The 19,362-nt window shown below is 60.3% G+C and carries 22 protein-coding genes; 19 read left to right on the forward strand and 3 right to left on the reverse strand.

Annotation, left to right across the window (positions count from 1 at the left end; all coding sequences use genetic code 11):
- Positions 1-3: 3 nt before the first annotated feature.
- From ACZ9W6_RS10820 to ACZ9W6_RS10850, 7 genes are all read left to right on the forward strand, one after another.
- Entirely contained in the window at positions 4-375 is a 372-nt protein-coding gene (locus ACZ9W6_RS10820) for a gamma-butyrobetaine hydroxylase family protein (protein ID WP_465191148.1), read from the forward strand.
- Between the two features lie 4 nt (positions 376-379).
- On the forward strand, positions 380-1,117 hold the full coding sequence (gene ubiE / locus ACZ9W6_RS10825; protein ID WP_465191219.1) for a bifunctional demethylmenaquinone methyltransferase/2-methoxy-6-polyprenyl-1,4-benzoquinol methylase UbiE: 738 nt from the start codon (positions 380-382) through the stop codon (positions 1,115-1,117).
- Positions 1,117-1,641: a M15 family metallopeptidase gene (locus ACZ9W6_RS10830; RefSeq protein WP_465191149.1), complete on the forward strand. Its 525-nt coding sequence runs from the start codon at positions 1,117-1,119 to the stop codon at positions 1,639-1,641. The genes ubiE and ACZ9W6_RS10830 overlap by 1 nt, the downstream gene beginning before the upstream one ends.
- Positions 1,638-1,964, forward strand: coding sequence for a DMT family transporter (locus ACZ9W6_RS10835; protein WP_465191150.1), 327 nt, complete (start codon positions 1,638-1,640; stop codon positions 1,962-1,964). The genes ACZ9W6_RS10830 and ACZ9W6_RS10835 overlap by 4 nt, the downstream gene beginning before the upstream one ends.
- A gap of 1 nt (position 1,965) precedes the next feature.
- Positions 1,966-2,532, forward strand: coding sequence for a ubiquinone biosynthesis accessory factor UbiJ (locus ACZ9W6_RS10840; protein WP_465191151.1), 567 nt, complete (start codon positions 1,966-1,968; stop codon positions 2,530-2,532).
- 31 nt (positions 2,533-2,563) lie between these two features.
- Complete coding sequence (gene ubiB / locus ACZ9W6_RS10845) at positions 2,564-4,075, forward strand: ubiquinone biosynthesis regulatory protein kinase UbiB (protein ID WP_465191152.1); 1,512 nt, start codon at positions 2,564-2,566, stop codon at positions 4,073-4,075.
- Positions 4,076-4,224: 149 nt separating this feature from the next.
- Positions 4,225-4,581 carry a carboxymuconolactone decarboxylase family protein gene (locus ACZ9W6_RS10850; protein ID WP_465191153.1) on the forward strand — a complete coding sequence of 119 codons (357 nt, stop codon included), beginning with the start codon at positions 4,225-4,227 and terminating at the stop codon, positions 4,579-4,581.
- Between the two features lie 81 nt (positions 4,582-4,662).
- Here the strand turns inward: ACZ9W6_RS10850 and ACZ9W6_RS10855 are convergent, their stop codons facing one another.
- On the reverse strand, positions 4,663-5,031 hold the full coding sequence (locus tag ACZ9W6_RS10855; protein ID WP_465191154.1) for an Mth938-like domain-containing protein: 369 nt from the start codon (positions 5,029-5,031) through the stop codon (positions 4,663-4,665).
- A gap of 139 nt (positions 5,032-5,170) precedes the next feature.
- Between ACZ9W6_RS10855 and ACZ9W6_RS10860 the strand changes: the two genes are divergently transcribed.
- From ACZ9W6_RS10860 to thrC, 4 genes are all read left to right on the forward strand, one after another.
- Complete coding sequence (locus ACZ9W6_RS10860; RefSeq protein ID WP_465191155.1) at positions 5,171-6,400, forward strand: pyridoxal phosphate-dependent aminotransferase; 1,230 nt, start codon at positions 5,171-5,173, stop codon at positions 6,398-6,400.
- A gap of 123 nt (positions 6,401-6,523) precedes the next feature.
- Complete coding sequence (locus tag ACZ9W6_RS10865; RefSeq protein ID WP_465191156.1) at positions 6,524-7,834, forward strand: homoserine dehydrogenase; 1,311 nt, start codon at positions 6,524-6,526, stop codon at positions 7,832-7,834.
- Entirely contained in the window at positions 7,827-8,147 is a 321-nt protein-coding gene (locus ACZ9W6_RS10870) for a hypothetical protein (RefSeq protein WP_465191157.1), read from the forward strand. Before ACZ9W6_RS10865 ends, ACZ9W6_RS10870 begins: the two co-directional genes overlap by 8 nt.
- 1 nt (position 8,148) lies before the next feature.
- A complete protein-coding gene (gene thrC, locus ACZ9W6_RS10875) occupies positions 8,149-9,555 on the forward strand; it encodes a threonine synthase (RefSeq protein ID WP_465191158.1) in 1,407 nt (468 codons plus the stop codon).
- Positions 9,556-9,627: 72 nt separating this feature from the next.
- On the opposite strand, the gene ACZ9W6_RS10880 is transcribed toward thrC, so the two are convergent.
- Positions 9,628-11,709, reverse strand: a complete 2,082-nt coding sequence (locus tag ACZ9W6_RS10880; RefSeq protein WP_465191159.1) for an autotransporter outer membrane beta-barrel domain-containing protein — start codon at positions 11,707-11,709, stop codon at positions 9,628-9,630.
- Positions 11,710-11,777: 68 nt separating this feature from the next.
- Between ACZ9W6_RS10880 and flgA the strand changes: the two genes are divergently transcribed.
- The 5 genes from flgA to ACZ9W6_RS10905 all read left to right on the forward strand — a co-directional run bounded on the left by flgA (position 11,778) and on the right by ACZ9W6_RS10905 (position 15,847).
- Positions 11,778-12,515, forward strand: coding sequence for a flagellar basal body P-ring formation chaperone FlgA (gene flgA, locus ACZ9W6_RS10885; protein ID WP_465191160.1), 738 nt, complete (start codon positions 11,778-11,780; stop codon positions 12,513-12,515).
- Between the two features lie 76 nt (positions 12,516-12,591).
- Positions 12,592-12,882, forward strand: a complete 291-nt coding sequence (gene flgM, locus ACZ9W6_RS10890; protein ID WP_465191161.1) for a flagellar biosynthesis anti-sigma factor FlgM — start codon at positions 12,592-12,594, stop codon at positions 12,880-12,882.
- 5 nt (positions 12,883-12,887) lie between these two features.
- A complete protein-coding gene (flgN, locus tag ACZ9W6_RS10895; protein ID WP_465191162.1) occupies positions 12,888-13,361 on the forward strand; it encodes a flagellar export chaperone FlgN in 474 nt (157 codons plus the stop codon).
- 63 nt (positions 13,362-13,424) lie between these two features.
- Positions 13,425-14,339, forward strand: coding sequence for a CobD/CbiB family protein (locus ACZ9W6_RS10900; protein ID WP_465191163.1), 915 nt, complete (start codon positions 13,425-13,427; stop codon positions 14,337-14,339).
- Between the two features lie 101 nt (positions 14,340-14,440).
- Positions 14,441-15,847, forward strand: coding sequence for a DEAD/DEAH box helicase (locus ACZ9W6_RS10905; RefSeq protein ID WP_465191164.1), 1,407 nt, complete (start codon positions 14,441-14,443; stop codon positions 15,845-15,847).
- A gap of 59 nt (positions 15,848-15,906) precedes the next feature.
- On the opposite strand, the gene ACZ9W6_RS10910 is transcribed toward ACZ9W6_RS10905, so the two are convergent.
- The gene (locus tag ACZ9W6_RS10910) at positions 15,907-16,617 is read right to left on the reverse strand and encodes an alanyl-tRNA editing protein (protein WP_465191165.1); all 711 of its coding nucleotides are present in this window, start codon (positions 16,615-16,617) and stop codon (positions 15,907-15,909) included.
- Between the two features lie 69 nt (positions 16,618-16,686).
- Between ACZ9W6_RS10910 and ACZ9W6_RS10915 the strand changes: the two genes are divergently transcribed.
- Genes ACZ9W6_RS10915 through ACZ9W6_RS10925 form a run of 3 tightly spaced genes read left to right on the forward strand, consistent with a single transcriptional unit; the run spans position 16,687 to position 19,351 of the window.
- Positions 16,687-17,340 (forward strand): RluA family pseudouridine synthase, encoded by a 654-nt coding sequence (locus ACZ9W6_RS10915; protein WP_465191166.1) that lies wholly within the window; start codon positions 16,687-16,689, stop codon positions 17,338-17,340.
- A 9-nt stretch (positions 17,341-17,349) separates the two neighbouring features.
- Positions 17,350-17,958, forward strand: a complete 609-nt coding sequence (locus tag ACZ9W6_RS10920; protein ID WP_465191167.1) for a 3'-5' exonuclease — start codon at positions 17,350-17,352, stop codon at positions 17,956-17,958.
- Complete coding sequence (locus ACZ9W6_RS10925) at positions 17,936-19,351, forward strand: exonuclease domain-containing protein (protein ID WP_465191168.1); 1,416 nt, start codon at positions 17,936-17,938, stop codon at positions 19,349-19,351. Before ACZ9W6_RS10920 ends, ACZ9W6_RS10925 begins: the two co-directional genes overlap by 23 nt.
- Positions 19,352-19,362 lie beyond the last annotated feature (11 nt).

Below are 19,362 nucleotides of genomic sequence, written 5' to 3' on the forward strand. Positions count from 1 at the left end.
ACCATGAGTGGCCTGACCCGCGATTGCCCGTTGCCGGAAGACATCGTGCTGCACGCTGTATCGCGCACGCTGGAAATCCGTTTTGATGATGGTGCGCTGTTCAATCTGCCGGCCGAGTATCTGCGAGTGTCTTCACCGTCTGCCGAAGTTCGCGGCCACGGTGTCGGCAACGAGGTGTTGCAGACCGGCAAGAAAAACGTCGGCATCAGCGGGCTGGAGCCGGTCGGCCACTATGCACTGAAGATCGTGTTTGATGATGGTCACGATAGCGGGCTTTACAGCTGGACATATCTTTACGAACTGGGCGAGAAATACGACCAGAACTGGCAGGATTATCTGAATCGGCTCGCCGCTGCTGGCGCGGGCAGGGAGTAAAACAATAATGAGCAACAAGACCCACTTCGGTTACCAGACCGTCGATGAAAGCGAAAAGGCCGGCAAGGTTGCCGAAGTCTTCCATTCCGTCGCGCAAAAATACGATGTGATGAACGACCTGATGTCGGGCGGCCTGCATCGCGTGTGGAAGCATTTCACGCTGACTACCTCGGGTGTGCGTGCCGGTGACAAGGTACTGGACATCGCCGGCGGTACCGGTGATCTGGCCAAGGGTTGGGCCAAGCGTGTCGGCAAGAGCGGCGAGGTATGGCTGACCGACATTAATAGCTCGATGCTGACGGTTGGCCGCGACCGCCTGCTGGACGAAGGCATGATCCTGCCGGTATCGCTGGCCGATGCCGAAAAGCTGCCTTTCCCCGACAACTACTTCAATGCTGTGTCGGTGGCCTTCGGCCTGCGCAATATGACGCACAAGGATGCGGCGCTGAAAGAAATGTGCCGTGTGCTGAAGCCGGGCGGCAAGCTGTTCGTGCTCGAATTCTCCAAGGTGTGGAAGCCGCTGTCGCCGTTCTATGACTTCTATTCCTTCAAGGCGCTGCCGGTGATGGGCAAGCTGGTGGCCAACGATCCGGAAAGCTATCAATACCTCGCCGAATCCATCCGCATGCATCCGGATCAGGAAACCCTGAAACAGATGATGCTGGAGGCCGGTTTCGGCCGTGTCGACTATCACAATATGACCGGTGGCGTGGTCGCGCTGCACAAGGGCGTCAAGTTCTGATGACTGCCGAGCTGGCGGCGCGGCTGGCCGAACTCGGCATCGACGTGTCAACGTTGGTCGCACGCGGTCTGGTGTGTCATGCCGAGCCGGAAGTGCTGGTCGAGGCCGATCGCAATGATGACGGTCGCGTGTTCGAACTGATTCCCGCCGCCGCGGCGGCCTGGCAGGCAATGCGTGAGGCGGCTGCGGCCGATGGCGTGGTGCTGCAGCTGGTGTCGGCCTATCGCAGCATTGCGCGCCAGCACGACATCGTCGCCGCCAAACTGGCCCGTGGCCAGACACTTGCTGACATCCTGCAAGTCAGCGCCGCGCCGGGTTTCAGCGAGCACCATAGCGGCCGCGCAATCGATATCGGTACGCCGGGTTCGCCAGTGCTCGAAGAAGTTTTCGAAACGACGGCCGCCTTTGCCTGGCTAGTGCAGCATGCGGCCAACTTCGGTTTTGCGCTGAGCTATCCGCGTGGCAATCCTGACGGCTATCTGTACGAGCCGTGGCACTGGTGCTGGCACGAGGGCAGGGCATGACCCCCTGGCTGATGCTGGCGGTGGCCATCGTGGCCGAGGTAGTGGCGACGTCCTCGCTGAAACTGTCGGCCGGTTTTACCCGGCTATTGCCTTCCTTATTGGTCATCGGTGGTTACAGTCTAGCCTTCTGGCTGCTGGCCCAGGTCGTCACGCGGCTGGAGCTGGGCATCGTCTACGCCATCTGGTGCGGTGCCGGCATTGCGCTGGTGGCCGCCATCGGCATCTTCGCCTACGGCGAAAGCGTGTCATGGCAAAAACTGCTGGGCCTGCTGCTGGTAGCGGCAGGCGCGGTATTGCTGAGTCTGAGCAGTAAAGGACATTGAAATGGATGTGCGCGTTGCCGCCTTCAACCATATCTTGAACCAGCATCCGGCCCTGCGTGCCGAGCTGGCGCGCCATGCCGGCCGGCGCATTGCCATCGTATTGCCACCGCTGGATGTCAGCGGCGTGATTGATACCGATGGCTGGCTGGCTGCCTGTGTCGGCGAGCCGGAAGCCACGCTGCGCCTGCGCCATGGCGTGGCGCTGAGCAAGCTGCGCGGCCAGGCGCCGGATCTGGCCGATATCCGCCTCGAGGGCGATGCCGAGCTGGCGGCCAACGTTGGCCGCATCATCGGCCAGCTGTACTGGGATGCCAGCGAAGACCTGTCACGGCTGATCGGCGATGTCGCTGCCGAGCGGGTGCAGGGTGCGGTGCGCGGCCTGTTCGGCATCAAGGGCGAGATCGGTGGCCGCCTGCTGGAAAGCTGGATCGCTCACCTGCGTGATGAAGCACCGCTGCTGGCGCGCCGCTGGCAGGTTGATGCTTTCGTTGCCGAGGTCGATACCCTGCGCGACGATGTGGCCCGCCTCGAAAAACGCCTCGCCCGGCTGGAAAAGCCGCAATCCTGAGCCGGCAACCCTCAATCTGATCTGGATCTTTATGCGTATCGCGCGTTTGCTGAAAATCAGCGCCACCATTTACCGTTTTGGCCTCGACGAATTCCTCGCCATGCATGGCAAGACCGCCTGGCTGCACGCGCTGTGCCGCCTGCTGCCGTGGCCGCGTGATCTGTCGGCACCGCGCCCCGAGCGCGTGCGCCTGGCGCTGGAAAGCCTCGGGCCGATTTTCGTCAAGTTCGGTCAGGTGCTGTCTACCCGCCGCGACTTGCTGCCGCCCGATTACGCCGATGCACTGGCGCATCTGCAAGACAATGTGAAGCCGTTTGACGGCCAGCTGGCACGCGAGGTGATCGAGCGCAGCCTTGGTCGCCGCATCAGCGAGCTGTATGCCGAATTTGACGATGTGCCGGTGGCCAGTGCCTCGGTGGCACAGGTACACAAGGCGCGCTTGCATGACGGCAAAACCGTGGCGGTAAAGGTGCTGCGCCCGGGCATCCAGCCGGTGATCGAGCAGGATCTGGCGCTGATGCGGGTGCTGGCCGGCCTCGTCGAGCGCTTCCTGCCGGATGGCAAGCGCCTGAAGCCGCGCGAGGTGGTGGCCGAGTTCGATCGTCACCTGCACGACGAGCTCGATCTGATGCACGAGGCCGGCAATGCCAGCCAGCTGCATCGCAACTTCATCGGCAGCCATATGCTGATCGTGCCCGAGGTCTACTACGACTTCACCAGCCGCGAGGTGATGACCCTGCAGTGGATGGACGGCATTCCGGTCGGCCAGATCGAGCGGCTGCGCGAGGCCGGTGTCGACCTGAAACAGCTCAGTCGTTTCGGTGTCGAGATTTTCTTTACCCAGGTGTTCCGCCATGGTTTCTTCCATGCCGACATGCATCCGGGCAATATTTTTGTGGCAGCCGATGGCCGTTACATCGCGCTGGACTTCGGCATCGTCGGCAGCCTGACCGAGACCGACAAGCACTATCTGGCGGTGAACTTCCTTGCCTTCTTCAACCGCGATTACCACCGCGTGGCGACCGCGCACATCGAGTCTGGCTGGGTACCGAAAGACACCCGTGCCGAAGAGCTGGAAGCAGCGGTGCGTACCGTGTGCGAGCCTATCTTCAACAAGCCGCTGAAAGAGATCAGCTTCGGCCTGGTGCTCTTGCGCCTGTTCGAGACCAGTCGCCGCTTTAATGTGGAAATCCAGCCGCAGCTGGTATTGCTGCAGAAAACCTTGCTGAATATCGAGGGTCTTGGCCGCCAGCTTGATCCGGATCTGGATCTGTGGGACACCGCCAAACCCTTCCTCACCAAGTGGATGAACGAGCAGATCGGCTGGCGCGGCATGCTGCGCACGCTGAAGCATGAGGCGCCGGGTTGGGCGACCACGCTGCCAGCGATTCCGCGCAAGTTGAACGAAGCGCTATCGGGCAAGACCACTGAGCTGCTGGTCGAGGGCTATATCCAGCTGATGCGTGAGCAAAAAACGCAGAACTTCCTGCTGAAGCTGATCGTCGCGCTGCTGGCCATTCTGCTGTTGCGCGAATGGTGGTGATGTCCTGACGGGCTGATGATTGAAAGTCGAACGGGCTGCCAGTGGCGGCCCGTTTGCGTTGGCGCAAACAAGCGCTTTCCTGTGCTTGCCGTTCATCTTTAAATATATAAAAATATATAACGTAAATTATTTAACTGAAAGGGCGAAGCATGAGTCACAACTATCCTGAGCTGGCGCAAGAGCTGGGTGCAAAGTTGGCAGAGTTCCGTCGTGAAATGCCGGAAACCATGAAAGGTTTTGGCCAGATGAGCAAGGCCGCGCATAGCGACGGTGCGCTCGACAATAAGACCAAGGAGCTGATTGCGCTGGCCATCGGTATCGCCAATCGCTGCCAGGGTTGTCTGGCGTTTCACAGCAAGGCGCTGGTCGGGCTGGGCTGCACTCGTGCCGAGTTCATGGAGATGTTGCAGGTGGCCACCTATATGGGCGGCGGCCCGTCGCTGATGACGGCTGCGGAGGCTTTGCTCGCGTTCGAGTCGTTTGGCGGGGAAAAGGCAGCGGCTTGAGTCGTGCTTCCGAGCTGATAAATGCATTGCGGCCAACCTTGTGCAAGGTTGGCCGCAATGTTTTTGTGATCCGCTGCCGCCTCAGCCAGGCAGCAATGCCGCCACCACGGCGCGGCCTTCCTGCATCAAAATGTTGTAAGTGCGGCAGGCGGCGGCGGTATCCATGATTTCGACGCCGATGCCGGCATTGGTCAGGCTGGCGTACAGGCGTGGATGCGGGAAGCGCAGCTTGTCGCCGGTGCCCAACAGCACCACCTCGGGTTGCAGCGCCAGGATGCGTTCGAAATGCGCGGCTTCCAGCTGGCCGAATTCGGCCAGTTGCCAGTCGTGACGTTCGCTCGGGCTGACCAGCTGGGCGCCGTCAAAACGCGTCTTGTTGATCTCGACATAGCCTGCGCCATAGCCGGTAAACAGATTGTTGCCGGCGGTGTTTGCTTCGTGAAGTTTCATGCATTCGTCCTGACAAGAGAAGCTGGTGCAGTGCACCACGGATTCGGATAGGATTATACCTCGACCGGCCCAGCCGGCGCGGCCGGCAAAGCTGCCGGACATGACATTGCTGACTATTTGAACCGTGGTGACCCCGCCGATGCCAACCCTGAAAAAATCACAAAAACTTGCCAACGTCTGTTACGACATTCGCGGCCCGGTGCTTGAACACGCCAAGCGCATGGAAGAAGAAGGTCACCGCATTATCAAGCTCAATATCGGTAATCCGGCACCTTTCGGCTTTTTTGCCCCTGACGAGATCATTGAGGATGTGATCTCGAATATGCAGAACGCCTCGGGCTACTGTGATTCCAAGGGCCTGTTTGCCGCGCGCAAGGCCATCATGCATTACGCCCAGCAAAAACATATCCCCAATGTGCATATGGACGACATCTATATCGGCAACGGTGTGTCCGAGCTGATCGTGATGGCGATGCAGGCCTTGCTGGACAATGGTGATGAAGTGCTGGTGCCGGCACCGGATTATCCGCTGTGGACCGCCGCCGTGAGTCTGGCCGGTGGCAAGCCGGTACATTATCTGTGTGACGAGGCCGAGGGCTGGATGCCGTCGATTGCCGATATCCGTGCCAAGATCACGCCGAACACCAAGGCGCTGGTGATCATCAACCCGAACAACCCGACCGGTGCGCTGTATCCGGATCACATCCTGCAGCAGCTGGTGGATGTGGCGCGTGAATTCGGCCTCTTGCTGTACGCCGACGAAATTTACGACAAGGTGCTGTACGACGGCGCCAAACACACCTCGATTGCCGCGCTGGCGGGCGATTTGATGGTGTGCACCTTCAATGGCCTGTCTAAGAACTGGCGCGCCTGCGGCTATCGCGCTGGCTGGATGATCCTGTCCGGCGACAAGAGCCATGCACGTGACTATATCGAAGGCCTGAATATGCTGGCCTCGATGAGGCTGTGTGCCAATGTGCCGGCGCAATATGCGATCCAGACTGCCTTGGGCGGTTACCAGAGTATTGACGAGTTGGTCGCGCCGGGCGGCCGTCTGGCGCGGCAGCGTGATCTGGCTTACGACATGCTGACGGCGATTCCGGGCGTGACTTGCGTCAAGCCGCAAGGTGCCTTGTACCTGTTCCCGCGGCTGGACCCGGCGGTGTATCCGATCGAGGACGACCAGCAGTTCATCCTCGAATTGCTGCAGCAGGAGCGCGTGTTGCTGGTGCAAGGTAGCGGCTTCAACTGGAAGGCGCCGGACCACTTCCGCGTGGTGTTCCTGCCCAATAGCGACGACCTGATCGAAGCCATTGGCCGGATTGCCCGTTTTCTGGAAAACTATCGCAAGAAACACGGTACTGCCTGATCATGCGGGTGGAGGGGCTGGCCCCTCCTGGCAGGACGGCAAGCGCGGCTTATCCGCGAGGGTTGGCCGCACTGGACGCCTTGCGCCAGGGACAAAACATAAATCACTAAATTGGAGTCGAACATGAAGCCGATCAATATTGGCCTGATGGGAGTAGGGACAGTCGGTGGCGGTACCGCCACCGTATTGAAGCGTAACGCGGAAGAAATCAGCCGCCGTGCCGGTCGTGACATTCGTCTGACCATTGCGGCCAACCGTGATCTGGAACGTGCCCGCGAGATCGTCGGTGACGACGTGACACTGCTGGATGATGCTTTCGCCGTGGTGAATGACCCGGCCGTGGACATCGTGGTCGAGCTGATCGGTGGCGACACCATCGCCAAGGAGCTGGTGCTCAAGGCCATCGAGAACGGCAAGCACGTGGTTACCGCCAACAAGAAGCTGCTGGCGATGCACGGCAACGAGATCTTTGCCCGCGCCCAGGAAAAGGGCGTGATGGTGGCTTTCGAGGCTGCAGTAGCCGGCGGTATCCCTATCATCAAGGCATTGCGCGAGGGCCTGTCGGCCAACCGCGTGGAATGGCTGGCCGGCATCATCAACGGCACCTCCAACTTCATTCTCAGCGAAATGCGCGAGAAGGGCAGTGACTTTGCCGACGTGCTGAAAGAGGCGCAGGCGCTGGGCTATGCCGAGGCTGACCCGACTTTCGACGTGGAAGGCCACGACGCCGGCCACAAGCTGACCATCATGGCGGCGATTGCCTTCGGCATCCCGATGAACTTTGCCAACTGTTATCTGGAAGGTATCAGCCAGCTGCAGGGCAAGGACATCCAGTACGCGGAAGAACTCGGCTATCGCGTCAAGCTGATCGGCCTGACCCGTCGTACCGACAAGGGCATCGAGCTTCGTGTACACCCGACCCTGATTCCCGAGCGCGAGCTGATTGCCAATGTAAACGGCGTGATGAACGCGGTGCTGGTACGTGGCGACGCGATTGGCCAGGCGCTGTTCAACGGCCCGGGTGCCGGCGCGCTGCCGACCGCTTCTGCCGTGGTGGCCGATATTGTCGATGTGGCACGTCTGCTGACGGCCGATCCGGAGCATCGCGTGCCGCATCTGGCCTTCCAGCCGGATCAACTGAAAGACCTGCCTATCCTGTCTATGGATGAGGTGGTCAGCAGCTACTATCTGCGCATCCAGGCTGCCGATCGTGCCGGTGTAATGGCCGAGATTACCCGCGTGCTGGCTGAAAACGGCATCTCGATCGAAGCGTTGATCCAGAAGGGCTCGTCTGCTGCCTTGCCGGCCGAAATCGTGATTCTCACCCATCGAGTGGTCGAGAAGTCGGTCAACAAGGCGATTGCCAGCATCGAAGCGCTGGAGAGCGTTACTGGCAAGGTGGTGCGCCTGCGCATGGAAGAGCTGAATGCTTAAGCGGCTGTTTATCGTGGCTGCCAGCCTTGCGCTGGCAGCTTGTGCCACCGTCGCCCCGCGCCAGCTGGTGCAGGACGAGGTGGTGGCCTCGTGCAAGAACAAGATCACCAGCACCCCCTTGCTGCCGCTGATGTCCACCCCGAAGCGCATCGACAATTATTGTCAGTGCGCCGGCGGCCGGCTGATGGCTGGCCTGAGCAACGGCGAAGTGGCCGAGCTGGCCTACAAGGGCAAGGATGTGCTGGCCGATCCGAAATGGCAGGGTCGTCTGCTCAATAGCGGCGTCGCCTGCCTGAAGAATCTGGTGCAATGACATGAAATACATCAGTACCCGTGGCGGCATGGCGCCGCTTGAGTTCTCTGACACCATCCTGATGGGTCTGGCGCCCGATGGTGGCCTGGCCTTGCCGGAAAGCTACCCCAAGGTTGGCCGCGAACAACTGGATGCGTGGCGTCATCTGTCGTACGCCGATCTCGCTTTCGAGATCATCCGCCTGTTTGCGACCGATATTCCGGAAGCCGACCTCAAGGACATCCTCGATCGTACTTATACCGCCAAGGTGTACGGCAGCGAGGCGATTACCCCGGTCAAACGCCTGCATGACGGTCTGGTGATTCTGGAGCTGTCCAATGGCCCGACACTGGCGTTCAAGGACATGGCGATGCAGTTCCTCGGCAATCTGTTCGAGTACGTGCTGGCGAAAAAGGGCGAGCAGCTCAATATCGTCGGCGCGACCTCGGGCGATACCGGTTCGGCTGCTGAATACGCGATGCGCGGCAAGGCCGGCATCAATGTGTTCATGATGAGCCCGGACGGCCTGATGAGCCCGTTCCAGCGCGCGCAGATGTACAGCCTGCAAGATGCCAACATCCACAACATCGCCATCAAGGGCATGTTCGACGATTGCCAGGACATCGTGAAGGCGATCCAGAACGATCACGCCTTCAAGGCCAAGTACAAGATCGGCACGGTGAACTCGATCAACTGGGCTCGCGTAGTGGCGCAGGTGGTGTACTACTTCAAGGGCTACTTTAACGCGACCAGCAGCAACGACGAGCAGGTGAGCTTCTGCGTGCCGTCCGGCAACTTCGGTAATGTCTGCGCCGGTCATATCGCACGCCAGATGGGCCTGCCGGTACAGCGCCTGATCGTCGCCACTAACGAGAACGACGTGCTGGACGAGTTCTTCCGCACCGGCCGTTACCAGCCGCGTGGCACCGCCAATACTTACGTCACCTCCAGCCCGTCGATGGATATTTCCAAGGCGTCCAACTTCGAGCGCTTCGTGTTCGATCTGGTTGGCCGCAATGGCGATAGCGTGAAGGCACTGTGGCAGGACGTGGACAGCGGTAAAGGCTTCGACCTTGCGGCCAAGCTTGCCGCCGTGCGCGAGACTTTCGGTTTCGTGTCGGGCAAGAGCAGTCATGCCGACCGTCTGGAAACCATCCGTCAGGTGGATGCCGAAGATGGCGTGGTGGTGGATACCCACACCGCCGACGGTATCAAGGTGGCGCGGGAACTGCGTCTGCCGGGCGAGACCATTGTGTGTCTCGAAACCGCCTTGCCGACCAAGTTTGCCGATACCATTCGCGAGGCGCTGAACCGTGATGCACCGCGTCCGGCCGGTTTCGAAGGGCTGGAAGATCTGCCGCAGCGGGTAACGGTATTCGATGCTGACGCTGCTGCTGTCAAAGCCTATGTCGAGCATGCACTGAATTGATCGCAGCACTGACGTTGGCCGCAAGACAAAATGCCCCGCAATCGCGGGGCATTTTGCTGATCAGTGCCTGGCTCAGAACTGCGCGGCCAGACCCAGCTGGTACTGCGTGGCGTTTTCGCCGCTGCGACCGCTGCTGCCCTGTACCTGCAGATAGCCTTGCAGCGCGTCGCCCAGTTTTGCACGCACGCCGGTCTGCCACTGCAGCCATTGCTTGTCGCGCTTCTGGCCTTCGTAGCGGAACTGGCTGCTATTGCTGGTCAGGCCGGCGCTCAGGGCCGGGGTGCTGTTGCCCAGCTCGCTGACGAAATCCAGTGCGACATACGGCTGCCAGTTGCCCAGATCACGCTGCGCTTGCCAGCCCAGCTGCAATTGCTGGCTATCGAGCTTCTGCTTGTCAAAGCGCATGCCGGTGCTCGACAGACTGGTTTCGGTCAGTGCTGCTACGCGACCGCCGGTCAGGCTGAGACCAACACGCGGGCCGCCTTGCCAGCCGGCATAGGGCATCGTCAGGCCGGCTTGCAGCTGCAGTTGATGGTAGTTGGCACGGGTCTTGCCAGACTCGGTGCGATTGAGTGCGCCGAGGGTGATGCTGCGGCGGCTGTCGAGATCGGCGCTGCCCAGTGTGAAGCTGCCATTGAGCCACCAGTTCTCCTGCTGATAACCGGCGAGGGTGCTGATTGCCTGATGATCGGCATCGATATTGCCCAGTGCGCCGAGGCTGATGTCACGCTTGCCCTGGCTGAAGGCCAGACCCAGCTTCAGGCTGTCGCTTTGCTGGTAGTCGATGCCGAGTGTCAGCAGCGCACCATCCTGCTTGCCGCCTGGCAGATTCTGCTTGCCACCCAGCACCGAAGAGAAGGCGCCGAGGCTGCCGACCTTGCCGTTGTCTTGCTGCAGGCGTGCCTGCAGCTGACTGCCAATGGCACGGGCATCATTGGCCACCGCACTGCCCATGGCGAGTGCGTACTCCGGCGCCAGCACCAGGCTGGCAAAGTACTGGCCCAGCATCTGGTGGGTTTGCGGCGATGGGTGACGGTCATCGGCAAACAGATAAGTTTCGCTGCCAGTCTGGCTGCTGCTGCAAACCAGTGAGGAGTTCACCCCGCTGGCGGCATTGCCACCGCAGGCTGGGCCGGTAACATTGCTGAAGCCGAAAGCGGCCGGATTGGCCAGCGCTTCGGCAAACAGCGCATTCACATTGGCGCGAATCACATTGGCACCACTGCTGGCGATGGCGGTGTCGGCGGCCAGATTGTAGACCGTGGTCAGATCGTTAAGCGATTTGCTGGCGGTCTGGTAGCCGTTGGCCAGTTGGCCGCGAACTGTGTCAAATGCTGCGCCGGATGTCGCGCCGGAGAGTTGTGCGGCCAACAGGTCGAGTGCGGCGCCGATGCGTGCCTGCTGACTGGTACTGTCGAGGGTGCTGCCGCTGCGCAGCACGTTGGCGGTGGCGGCTTTCAGTGCGTTCTTCTGGGTGTCGTTCAGCAGGCTGTTGCCATCAATGATGGCGAAGAAGGCGGCTGGTGTATTACCGAAAGAGGGCAGGTTAGGTGCCATGATCAGCTTGGCGCCGGCATTTTTCAGCGCGGCGATCTGGGCGACCTGGCTTTGTGCTGCGGCTGCCGCAACGCCAGCGGCACTGCTGCTGCCGGCTGCGGCGGCGGTCGGAATATCATTGCCGCCAGTCCAGACAAAATACAGGGCGGCTGGATCGGCCTGGCCGCCGTGGGCAGTCAGATAGTCTTGTACCTGCTGCGGCAGATCACGAATATCCAGACCGCCAGGGCCCGGGCCTTGGGTGCTGCCGCCAGGCAGGGTGGCACCGGTAGCGTAATTGACCGACTGGGCGCCGCCTTGAGCAAAGTTGTTACCACTGCTGCCCAGGGTGCTGCCGGCATTGGCAGCCTTGACACTGAGGCCCAGCTTGCCAGCCAGCACATCTGCATGGTTGGCCGCATTGTCTATGGTCCAGCGCGCACCGGCCGGCAGCAGGCTGAAGCCGCCGCTGCCGTTCGGAATAGCCTGGCCGGCAAAGGCACCGCTGTCGGTGAGGCTGTCGCCAAACAGATAAAGCTGGCTGAAACTGCCGGCGGTAGCGGGCAGACTGCTGGCAAGCAGCAGGGCAAGGGTCAGGGGTTTCAGTTTCTTGTGCATGGGTTTCTCCTCCGTGTTGGTATTGTGGGCAATACGTAATCATCTATTGCTCATAAATAGTCAAACGTTTGTTTTTGCCAGTCAATGTTTTTGCCAGTTGCGACATCACGCTACAATGGCTTATGGCAAAAAAACAAATGACTTTTCTGTGTCTGTTGGGGGCGCTGGCAGGCCCGGTAATGGCGGCCGTACAAGACTTGCGCATACTTGACCAGCAGGCGCGGGAGTTCGTTTCGCGACTGAGTGAAGATAATCCTTATCAGTATGATGTTGCCAAGGCCGACGTGCGCTGGCGGCTAAAAGCTTGTCCGGAAGCATTTCAGTTCGAGTGGTTGCCCAAAAGGGGCATGCCGCATACGGCATTGGGTGTCAGCTGTGCGGCAATGGGCTGGAAGGTACAAATGCCCCTGACGGCCAGTGAAAGAGTGATGGCGTATTACTCGGTCAGACAAATCAGGGCTGGTGAGGTATTGCAGGCAGGAGATGTGCGCCTGTTGCCGGTTGATAACCGCTCATTGGCGGTTCAGGCCATTCGCGATGAGGCTTTGATTGTCGGCAAGGCAGCGCTAACTACGATTGCGGCCAACTCGGTTTTACGGGCGACTCAGCTGCGACTACCCATTGTGGTTAAAATGAGTCAGCCGGTCAGAATCGTGGTGCGTAGTGACAATTTCAGCATCAATGGTGAAGGTGTCGCGCTGGGAAGTGCTTCAGTCGGGGATCGGGTCAATGTGCGGGTGCCATCCGGCAAGATTGTTTCGGGCGTAGTGCAAGACGACTTGACAGTCTTGTTGTCATCCCCCTAGAAAAAGTCGTCAAGTCTGGCTTGTTTCGGGCGATAATAAAGCTAGATAAGCAAACATTTTTTCGGGCAGGTGAAAAATGAAGATCGACAATTCGGGCAAAGTGGCAGCGGCCTACGGTACCCCGGTACGCGCTGCCAAAAAAGACGAGGCATCCGGCAAACCGGCAGTCGCGGGCGAGAGCGTTTCCATCAACTCGTTTGCCAGCCGTGCTCAGGGTGTCGAGAAGTCTGCGCAGGCTGCTGAGGCTTTTGATGCCGAGAAAGTTGCTGCCATCAAGGCCGCTATTGCCAATGGCGAATTCAAGATCAATCCGGACGCCATTGCTGACAGTCTGATTGCCAGTACCAAAGAGCTGCTCGCCGGGTAAGATTTATGGATGCTGTGACTGCACAATTCGTGCAATGCTGTGAACAGGAAACAGCAGTGCTTGCCGCACTGCTGTCTTTGCTTGAAGAAGAACAAAGTGCCATCGTGCGTTTTGACGCTTTCCGTATTGATGATCTGGCCAAGCAGAAGCAGGATGCCTTGCTGGCACTGCAGCAGTGTAAACAGATGCGGGTCGAGCTATGCGGCCAACTTGGTCTGACAGAACAGTCACAGCTGCTTGGCTGGCTATCGCAGTCCGAACCAGCTGTACAGCAAGGGTGGATTGGTCTTGAGCACAGCCTTGCGCGGGTTCATGCCATGAACGACATCAATGCCAGCATGGCGCAAGAGCGTATGGATTTCGCAGACAAGGCCTTGCGTACCCTGCGTGACGAGGCGCGCCAGATTGATGGTTATGGCCGGCATGGTACCTTCGCCTCACCATCCGGTCCGTCTTCACGCCGTTTGGGCTCGGCCTGAGCGGCTTGTTGCTTTTTATGTTATCTTCGCACGCAAGTCCCATACTTGCGCCTTTCCTGATCCATGACTTTGATCTCCCTCGTCATTGCCCTGGCACTAGAACAGCTTCGTCCGCTAGGTAATCGCAATCGCGTCTGGCTGGTTTTCATCCGCTATGCCAATTATCTGGAACGAAACCTGAATGCCGGCCATAACCGCCATGGTGTACTGGCGTGGGCGGCTGCCGTATTGCCTTTGCTGCTGCTGGCAGGTGGCGGTTATTACCTGCTGGGGCAGGTCAGCGTGTTGCTGGCCTTGGCGTGGAATGTGCTCGTGCTGTATCTGACCATGGGCTTTCGCCATTTCTCCGGCAGCTTCTCGGGTATTTCGCTGGCACTGAACGAAGGCCGTGATATCGATGCGCGCCTTGAGCTGGGCAAGTGGATCAACCAGCCAACCGCCGAGTTGTCGGTCGAGGAGGTCTCCCGTCTGGCGATCGAGCAAGGTGTACAGGATAGCTACCGTCATGTGTTTGGCACCATGTTCTGGTTTGTGGTGTTGCCAGGCCCAACCGGCGCCGTGCTCTACCGCGCCACCCAGATGTTGGCGCAAAAGTGGGGCTGGCGTGATGATGACCTGTTCGGGCGTTTTGCCCAGCGAGCCGGTGAATGGCTGGACTGGATCCCTGTGCGTCTGACGGCAATCAGCTTTGCCGTGATGGGTGACTTTGAAGACGCGGTCTATTGCTGGCGCTCGCAGGCTCGTACCTGGGGTAATTACGCGACCGGTATCCTGTTGGCTTCGGCGGCGGGTGCATTGGGTGTGCGTCTGGGTGATCCGCTGCGTCAGGACTACACCATCAAGTACCGCCCGGAACTGGGCGTTGGCGATGATGCCGATCCATCCTACCTCAAGAGTGCGGTAGGGCTGGTGTGGCGTACGGTGCTGCTGTGGCTGTTCATGGTGCTGCTGTTCAGCGTGGCCGGTTTGCTGGCCTGATCGTCATCAAAACTTGCGCCGCCTGGCAGAGGGCGGCGCTTTGCATTTAATTAAATAATGCAGGTTGGCCGCAAGGCGGCGTAGCCTGATGGAGTTTGACTATGTCTTTTACCGAGCTGGGTCTGTCGCCCGAAATCCTGCGGGCCATCGACGAGCTGGGTTACCGCGATCCGACACCGGTACAGGCCAAGGCCATTCCGCTGGTGTTGACCGGGCGCGACCTGCTGGCTGCCGCACAGACGGGAACCGGCAAGACAGCAGCCTTCCTGCTGCCTATCCTCGAACGACTGAAAAAATTTGCCAATCCCAGCGTATCGCCGGCCATGCATCCGGTCCGTGCGCTAATCCTGACCCCGACGCGTGAACTGGCTGACCAGATCGGGGTGAATGCCAAGGCCTATACCAAGCATCTGCCGCTGCGCAGCACCACCGTGTATGGCGGCATGAATATGGACCCGCAAGTGGCCGAGCTGCGTCGCGGTGTCGAAATCGTGATTGCGACTCCGGGCCGTCTGCTTGACCACATCCAGCAAAAAACCATCCAGCTGAACAAGGTTGACGTGCTGGTGCTGGACGAAGCCGACCGCATGCTGGATATGGGGTTCATCCAGGACATCCGCAAGATCATGTCCCTGCTGCCGCGTCAGCGCCAGACCCTGCTGTTCTCGGCAACCTTCGCGCCCGAGATCAAGAAGTTGGCCGCCGACTTCATGCACGAGCCGCAGACTGTCGAAGTCGCACGCCAGAATTCGACCAATGCCCAGGTCGAGCAGCTGGTCTACGCCGTAGACGGCTTCCGTAAACGCGCGCTGCTGTCGCACCTGATACGCGAACGCGAGATGAGCCAGGTAATCGTATTCTGCAAGACCAAGATTTCTGCCGACCAGCTGTCGCGCGATCTGAAACGCGATGGCCATGTGGCCGAGGCGATTCACGGTGACAAGGCGCAGAGTGCGCGTCTGGAAACGCTGGAGCGCTTCAAGAGTGGTGACCTGCGCGTATTGGTGGCGACCGACGTTGCGGCGCGTGGCCTCGATATTTCCGAGCTGCCATTCGTGGTTAACTATGAAATGCCGAATTCGCCAGAAGACTATGTGCACCGTATCGGCCGTACCGGTCGTGCCGGCGCGTCCGGTGTGGCGATTTCGCTGATGTCGCCAGACGAGACCAAGCAGCACGAGTCCATTGAAAAGCTAACCCGCCAGACTTTGACCCCGTTGCCGCTGCCTGACAGTTTCAGCCAGCGTCCGCCGCGCGAGCGTGAAGAGCGGGCCGAGCGTGGCGAACGCAGCGAGCGTCGTCGCGATGACAGCGGTCGTGACTTCCGGCGCGAGCGTGAGCGCGAAACACCGCGCGGCTTGCTGCAGCCGGTGGAAAAGCCGCGTGACTTCGATGCAGGTGAAGGTCGCAAGACTGCACGCAATACCGTGCCGGGGCGCGTACTGCCACAGCGTCAGCGCGAAGTACCAGCCTTGCTGCTGCCGCCGCGCTACAAGGTCGGTTCCTGAGCGTTCCGCCTGACAGACAAGCCCGCCACGATGGCGGGCTTTGTCGTTGCTGACAGTGCCTAATCGGCCAGCGCGATGACCACACGCTTGTTACGCGCACCCTTGCTTTCGATTTTCTTGACGATGACGCGGCCGATTTCGCTGCTGCGGCCAACGTGGGTGCCGCCACAGGGCTGCAGGTCAACCTCGCCCATGGCGATCAGGCGGATTTCGGGCAGATGCAGGGGCGGGGTTACCGACATGGTCTTGATCAGCTCGGGCTGTGCCTGCAACGCGGCACCGCTGGTCATCTGTACGCTGACCGGCAGATCGCTGGCAATCAGCTGGTTCAGTTCCTGCTCGATGTTGGCTGCATCCAGCTCCATGCCCTCAGGCAGGTCAAAGTCGAGGCGCGCCGAGTCGGGGCTGATATTGCCGCCGGTCACACCGGCCTTGATGACGACAGATAGCAGATGCAGGCAGCTGTGCAGGCGCATCAGACGGTAGCGGCGTGGCCAGTCGAGCTGCAGGGTGACGGTGCTGCCGGCGCTCAGGCGGATGTCCTGCTCGTCCAGCTGATGCAGGATGGCGCGGCTTTCCTTGTCGCGACGGGTGTCCTTGATGTTCAGCTGGCGACCATCCTCCAGCAGCAGCTGGCCACTGTCGCCGGGTTGGCCGCCGCCTAGCGGATAAAACAGCGTATCGGCCAGCTGCAGGCCTCGCTCGTCGTGTTGCAGCACGGTGGTTTGCAGGCTTTGCTGATAAGGGTCGTTGTAAAATTGTTCGGACATGATGACGGGTGAAGTAGGGTGGATGAGGTATTCAGCATAAATAGCCAGCCAGGGCAAGACAAGCCGGCCGTGAGCCACACGATAGAACACTACCGGCCGCCACCAGGCATGCCCGAGATCATTTACGCCGATGAGGCCATGCTGGTGGTCGACAAGCCAGCCGGCCTGTTGTGCGTGCCGGGTCGCGCCGAAGGCATGCTCGATTGCCTGATTCATCGCGTGCAGACGCTTTACCCGGATGCGCTGATTGTGCACCGCCTCGATATGGCGACTTCCGGCCTCGTAGTGTTGGGGCGTGGCGAGGCGATGCAGCGCGCGCTGAGCATCAGCTTTGCCGAGCGCCGTGTCGACAAATGCTACGAGGCGCTGTTAGGCGGCCTGTTGCCCGCCACGCAGGGCGAGGTGAGCCTGCCGCTGATCACCGACTGGCTGCGCCGGCCAAGGCAGATGGTGGATCAGCAGGCGGGCAAGCCAGCCCTGACCCGTTTTAGCGTGCTCGGTGTCGATGCGGCCAACATGACCACGCGCGTAGCGCTGGAGCCGGTAACCGGCCGTACACATCAGCTGCGTGTGCATATGCAACAGCAGGGGGCGGCCATTATCGGCGATACCCTGTATGATGGTCGCCCTGCTGCGCGACTGATGCTGCATGCGCGCGAGCTGGCGCTGCCGCATCCCGTCAGCGGCGAACGCTGCAGCTGGCATAGCACCGTGCCCTTCTGAAAGAAACCCATGTCATCCAGGCTGTTACGACACTACGACCGCGAAGAAATCAAGGCGCTGCCGCCGTTTGCTGCCCTGCCACTCTCGGCCATTACCATGGTGAATGCAGACAGCCTGCCGGCTGCGCTGGCGGCCTTGGCTGCAGCGCGATTGGTCGGTTTTGATACCGAGTCGCGGCCAACCTTTCACAAGGGCGAAGAGTCCGACGGCCCGCATCTGATCCAGCTGGCTACCCTCGAGCATGCCTATCTGTTTGCCGTCAGCGATGAAGCAGTGATGGCCGGCCTGCGCCCGCTGCTGGCCAGTGGTCAGTTGCAACTGGTCGGTTTTGATCTGCGTAGCGACCGCCAGCATCTGTGGCACAAGCTGGGCCTGAGCCTCGAGCATGTGGTCGATATCGGCCGCCTGTTCCGCCAGATGGGCGAGCAGCTGACCGTCGGCGCGGTGCAGGCGGTGGCCCGTGTGTTTGGCCAGCAGTTTCGCAAATCACGCAAGCTCAGCACCTCCAACTGGTCGCGCCTGCCGCTGTCCGATGCCCAGCTTTTGTATGCGGCCAACGATGCCTGGGTGGCGCTGCGCGTCTATCAGCAACTGAATGCAAAGAAACCCCGCACCTGACATGCTGTTTGATCGTCCCCTAGCCATTCTTGACCTTGAGGCCACCGGCGGCCACATCACCCGCGACCGCATCACCGAGATCGGCATCATCCTGATTGATGGCGACGAGGTGCGCCATTACGAACAGCTGGTCAATCCGGGGCAGCCAATTCCGGCCTTTATCGAGCAGATCACCGGCATTTCCGATGCCATGGTGGCCGATGCGCCGCCGTTTGCCGCGATTGCCGACGAGCTGGATGGCTTGCTCGCCGGCCGGCTGCTGATTGCCCACAATGTGCGCTTCGATTACGGCTTTCTGAAAAACGAATTCAAGCGCCTGCAGCGGCCGTTTCGCCGCGATGTGCTGTGTACCGTCAAGCTGTCGCGCCAGATGTACCCGCGTGAATACAAACACAGCCTCGAGGCCATCATCCAGCGGCACCAGATCCCGCATGCCGACCGCCACCGCGCCATGGCCGATACCGAGGCCTTGTACCAGTATCTGCAGCTGATGCTGGCCGAGCATGGCCGCGAGGCAGTAGAGCAGGCGGCCGACAAGCTGATGGCGCTGCCGGCCACCCCGCCGGGGCTGGATGCGGAGGTGCTGGAAGACCTGCCAGATGTGCCGGGGGTGTACTTTTTCTATGGTGAAAACCAGCTGCCCTTGTATGTCGGCAAGAGCAATAATCTGCGCAAGCGCGTGCTGTCGCATTTTTCCGGCGATCACAAGCAACACAAGGAAATGCGCATCAGCCAGCAGATCCGCCGCGTCGAGTGGCAGGAGACCATCGGCGAGTTTGGCGCGCTCTTGCTGGAGTCGCGGCTGATCAAGGAACTGCAGCCGCTGCATAACCAGCGCGGCCGGCTGGAGCAGGAATTGTGCTCCTTGCAGCTGGAGACGCTGGACAACGGCTTTCTGAGCCCGCGCATCGTCTGGGCGCGTGATGTCGACTTTGGCCGGCTTGATAGCCTGTACGGCCTGTTCCGCACCCAGAAAGAAGCCAAAAAAGTCTTGCACGAGATCTGTGAGGGCAATGGCCTGTGTCAGACCATGTTGCAGCTGGAAAAGCGCGGTGCTCGCAAAGGGGCCTGCTTTGCCTGGCAGGTCAGGCGCTGCAAGGGTGCCTGCATCGGTCGCGAGGATGCTGACAGCCATAATCTGCGTCTGCTGCAGGCATTGGGCAGTCTGAAAATCAATCGCTGGCCGTTTACCGGCGCGATTGCGATCCGCGAAACCGACCCGGTCAGCGGCGAGTGGGAAGAACACGTTTTTGACCGCTGGTGCTACCTCGGCAGCCGTCGCGATGAAAATGCCCTGCCACAAGGCAAGCCCTTGTTTGATGCCGACAGCTACAAGCTGTTGTCGGCGCAGCTCAAACGGCCGCTGGAGAACACCGGGCTGCGGGAGCTGTAAACCGTGCACAA

The sequence above is a fragment of the Vogesella lacus genome, from assembly GCF_979366295.1.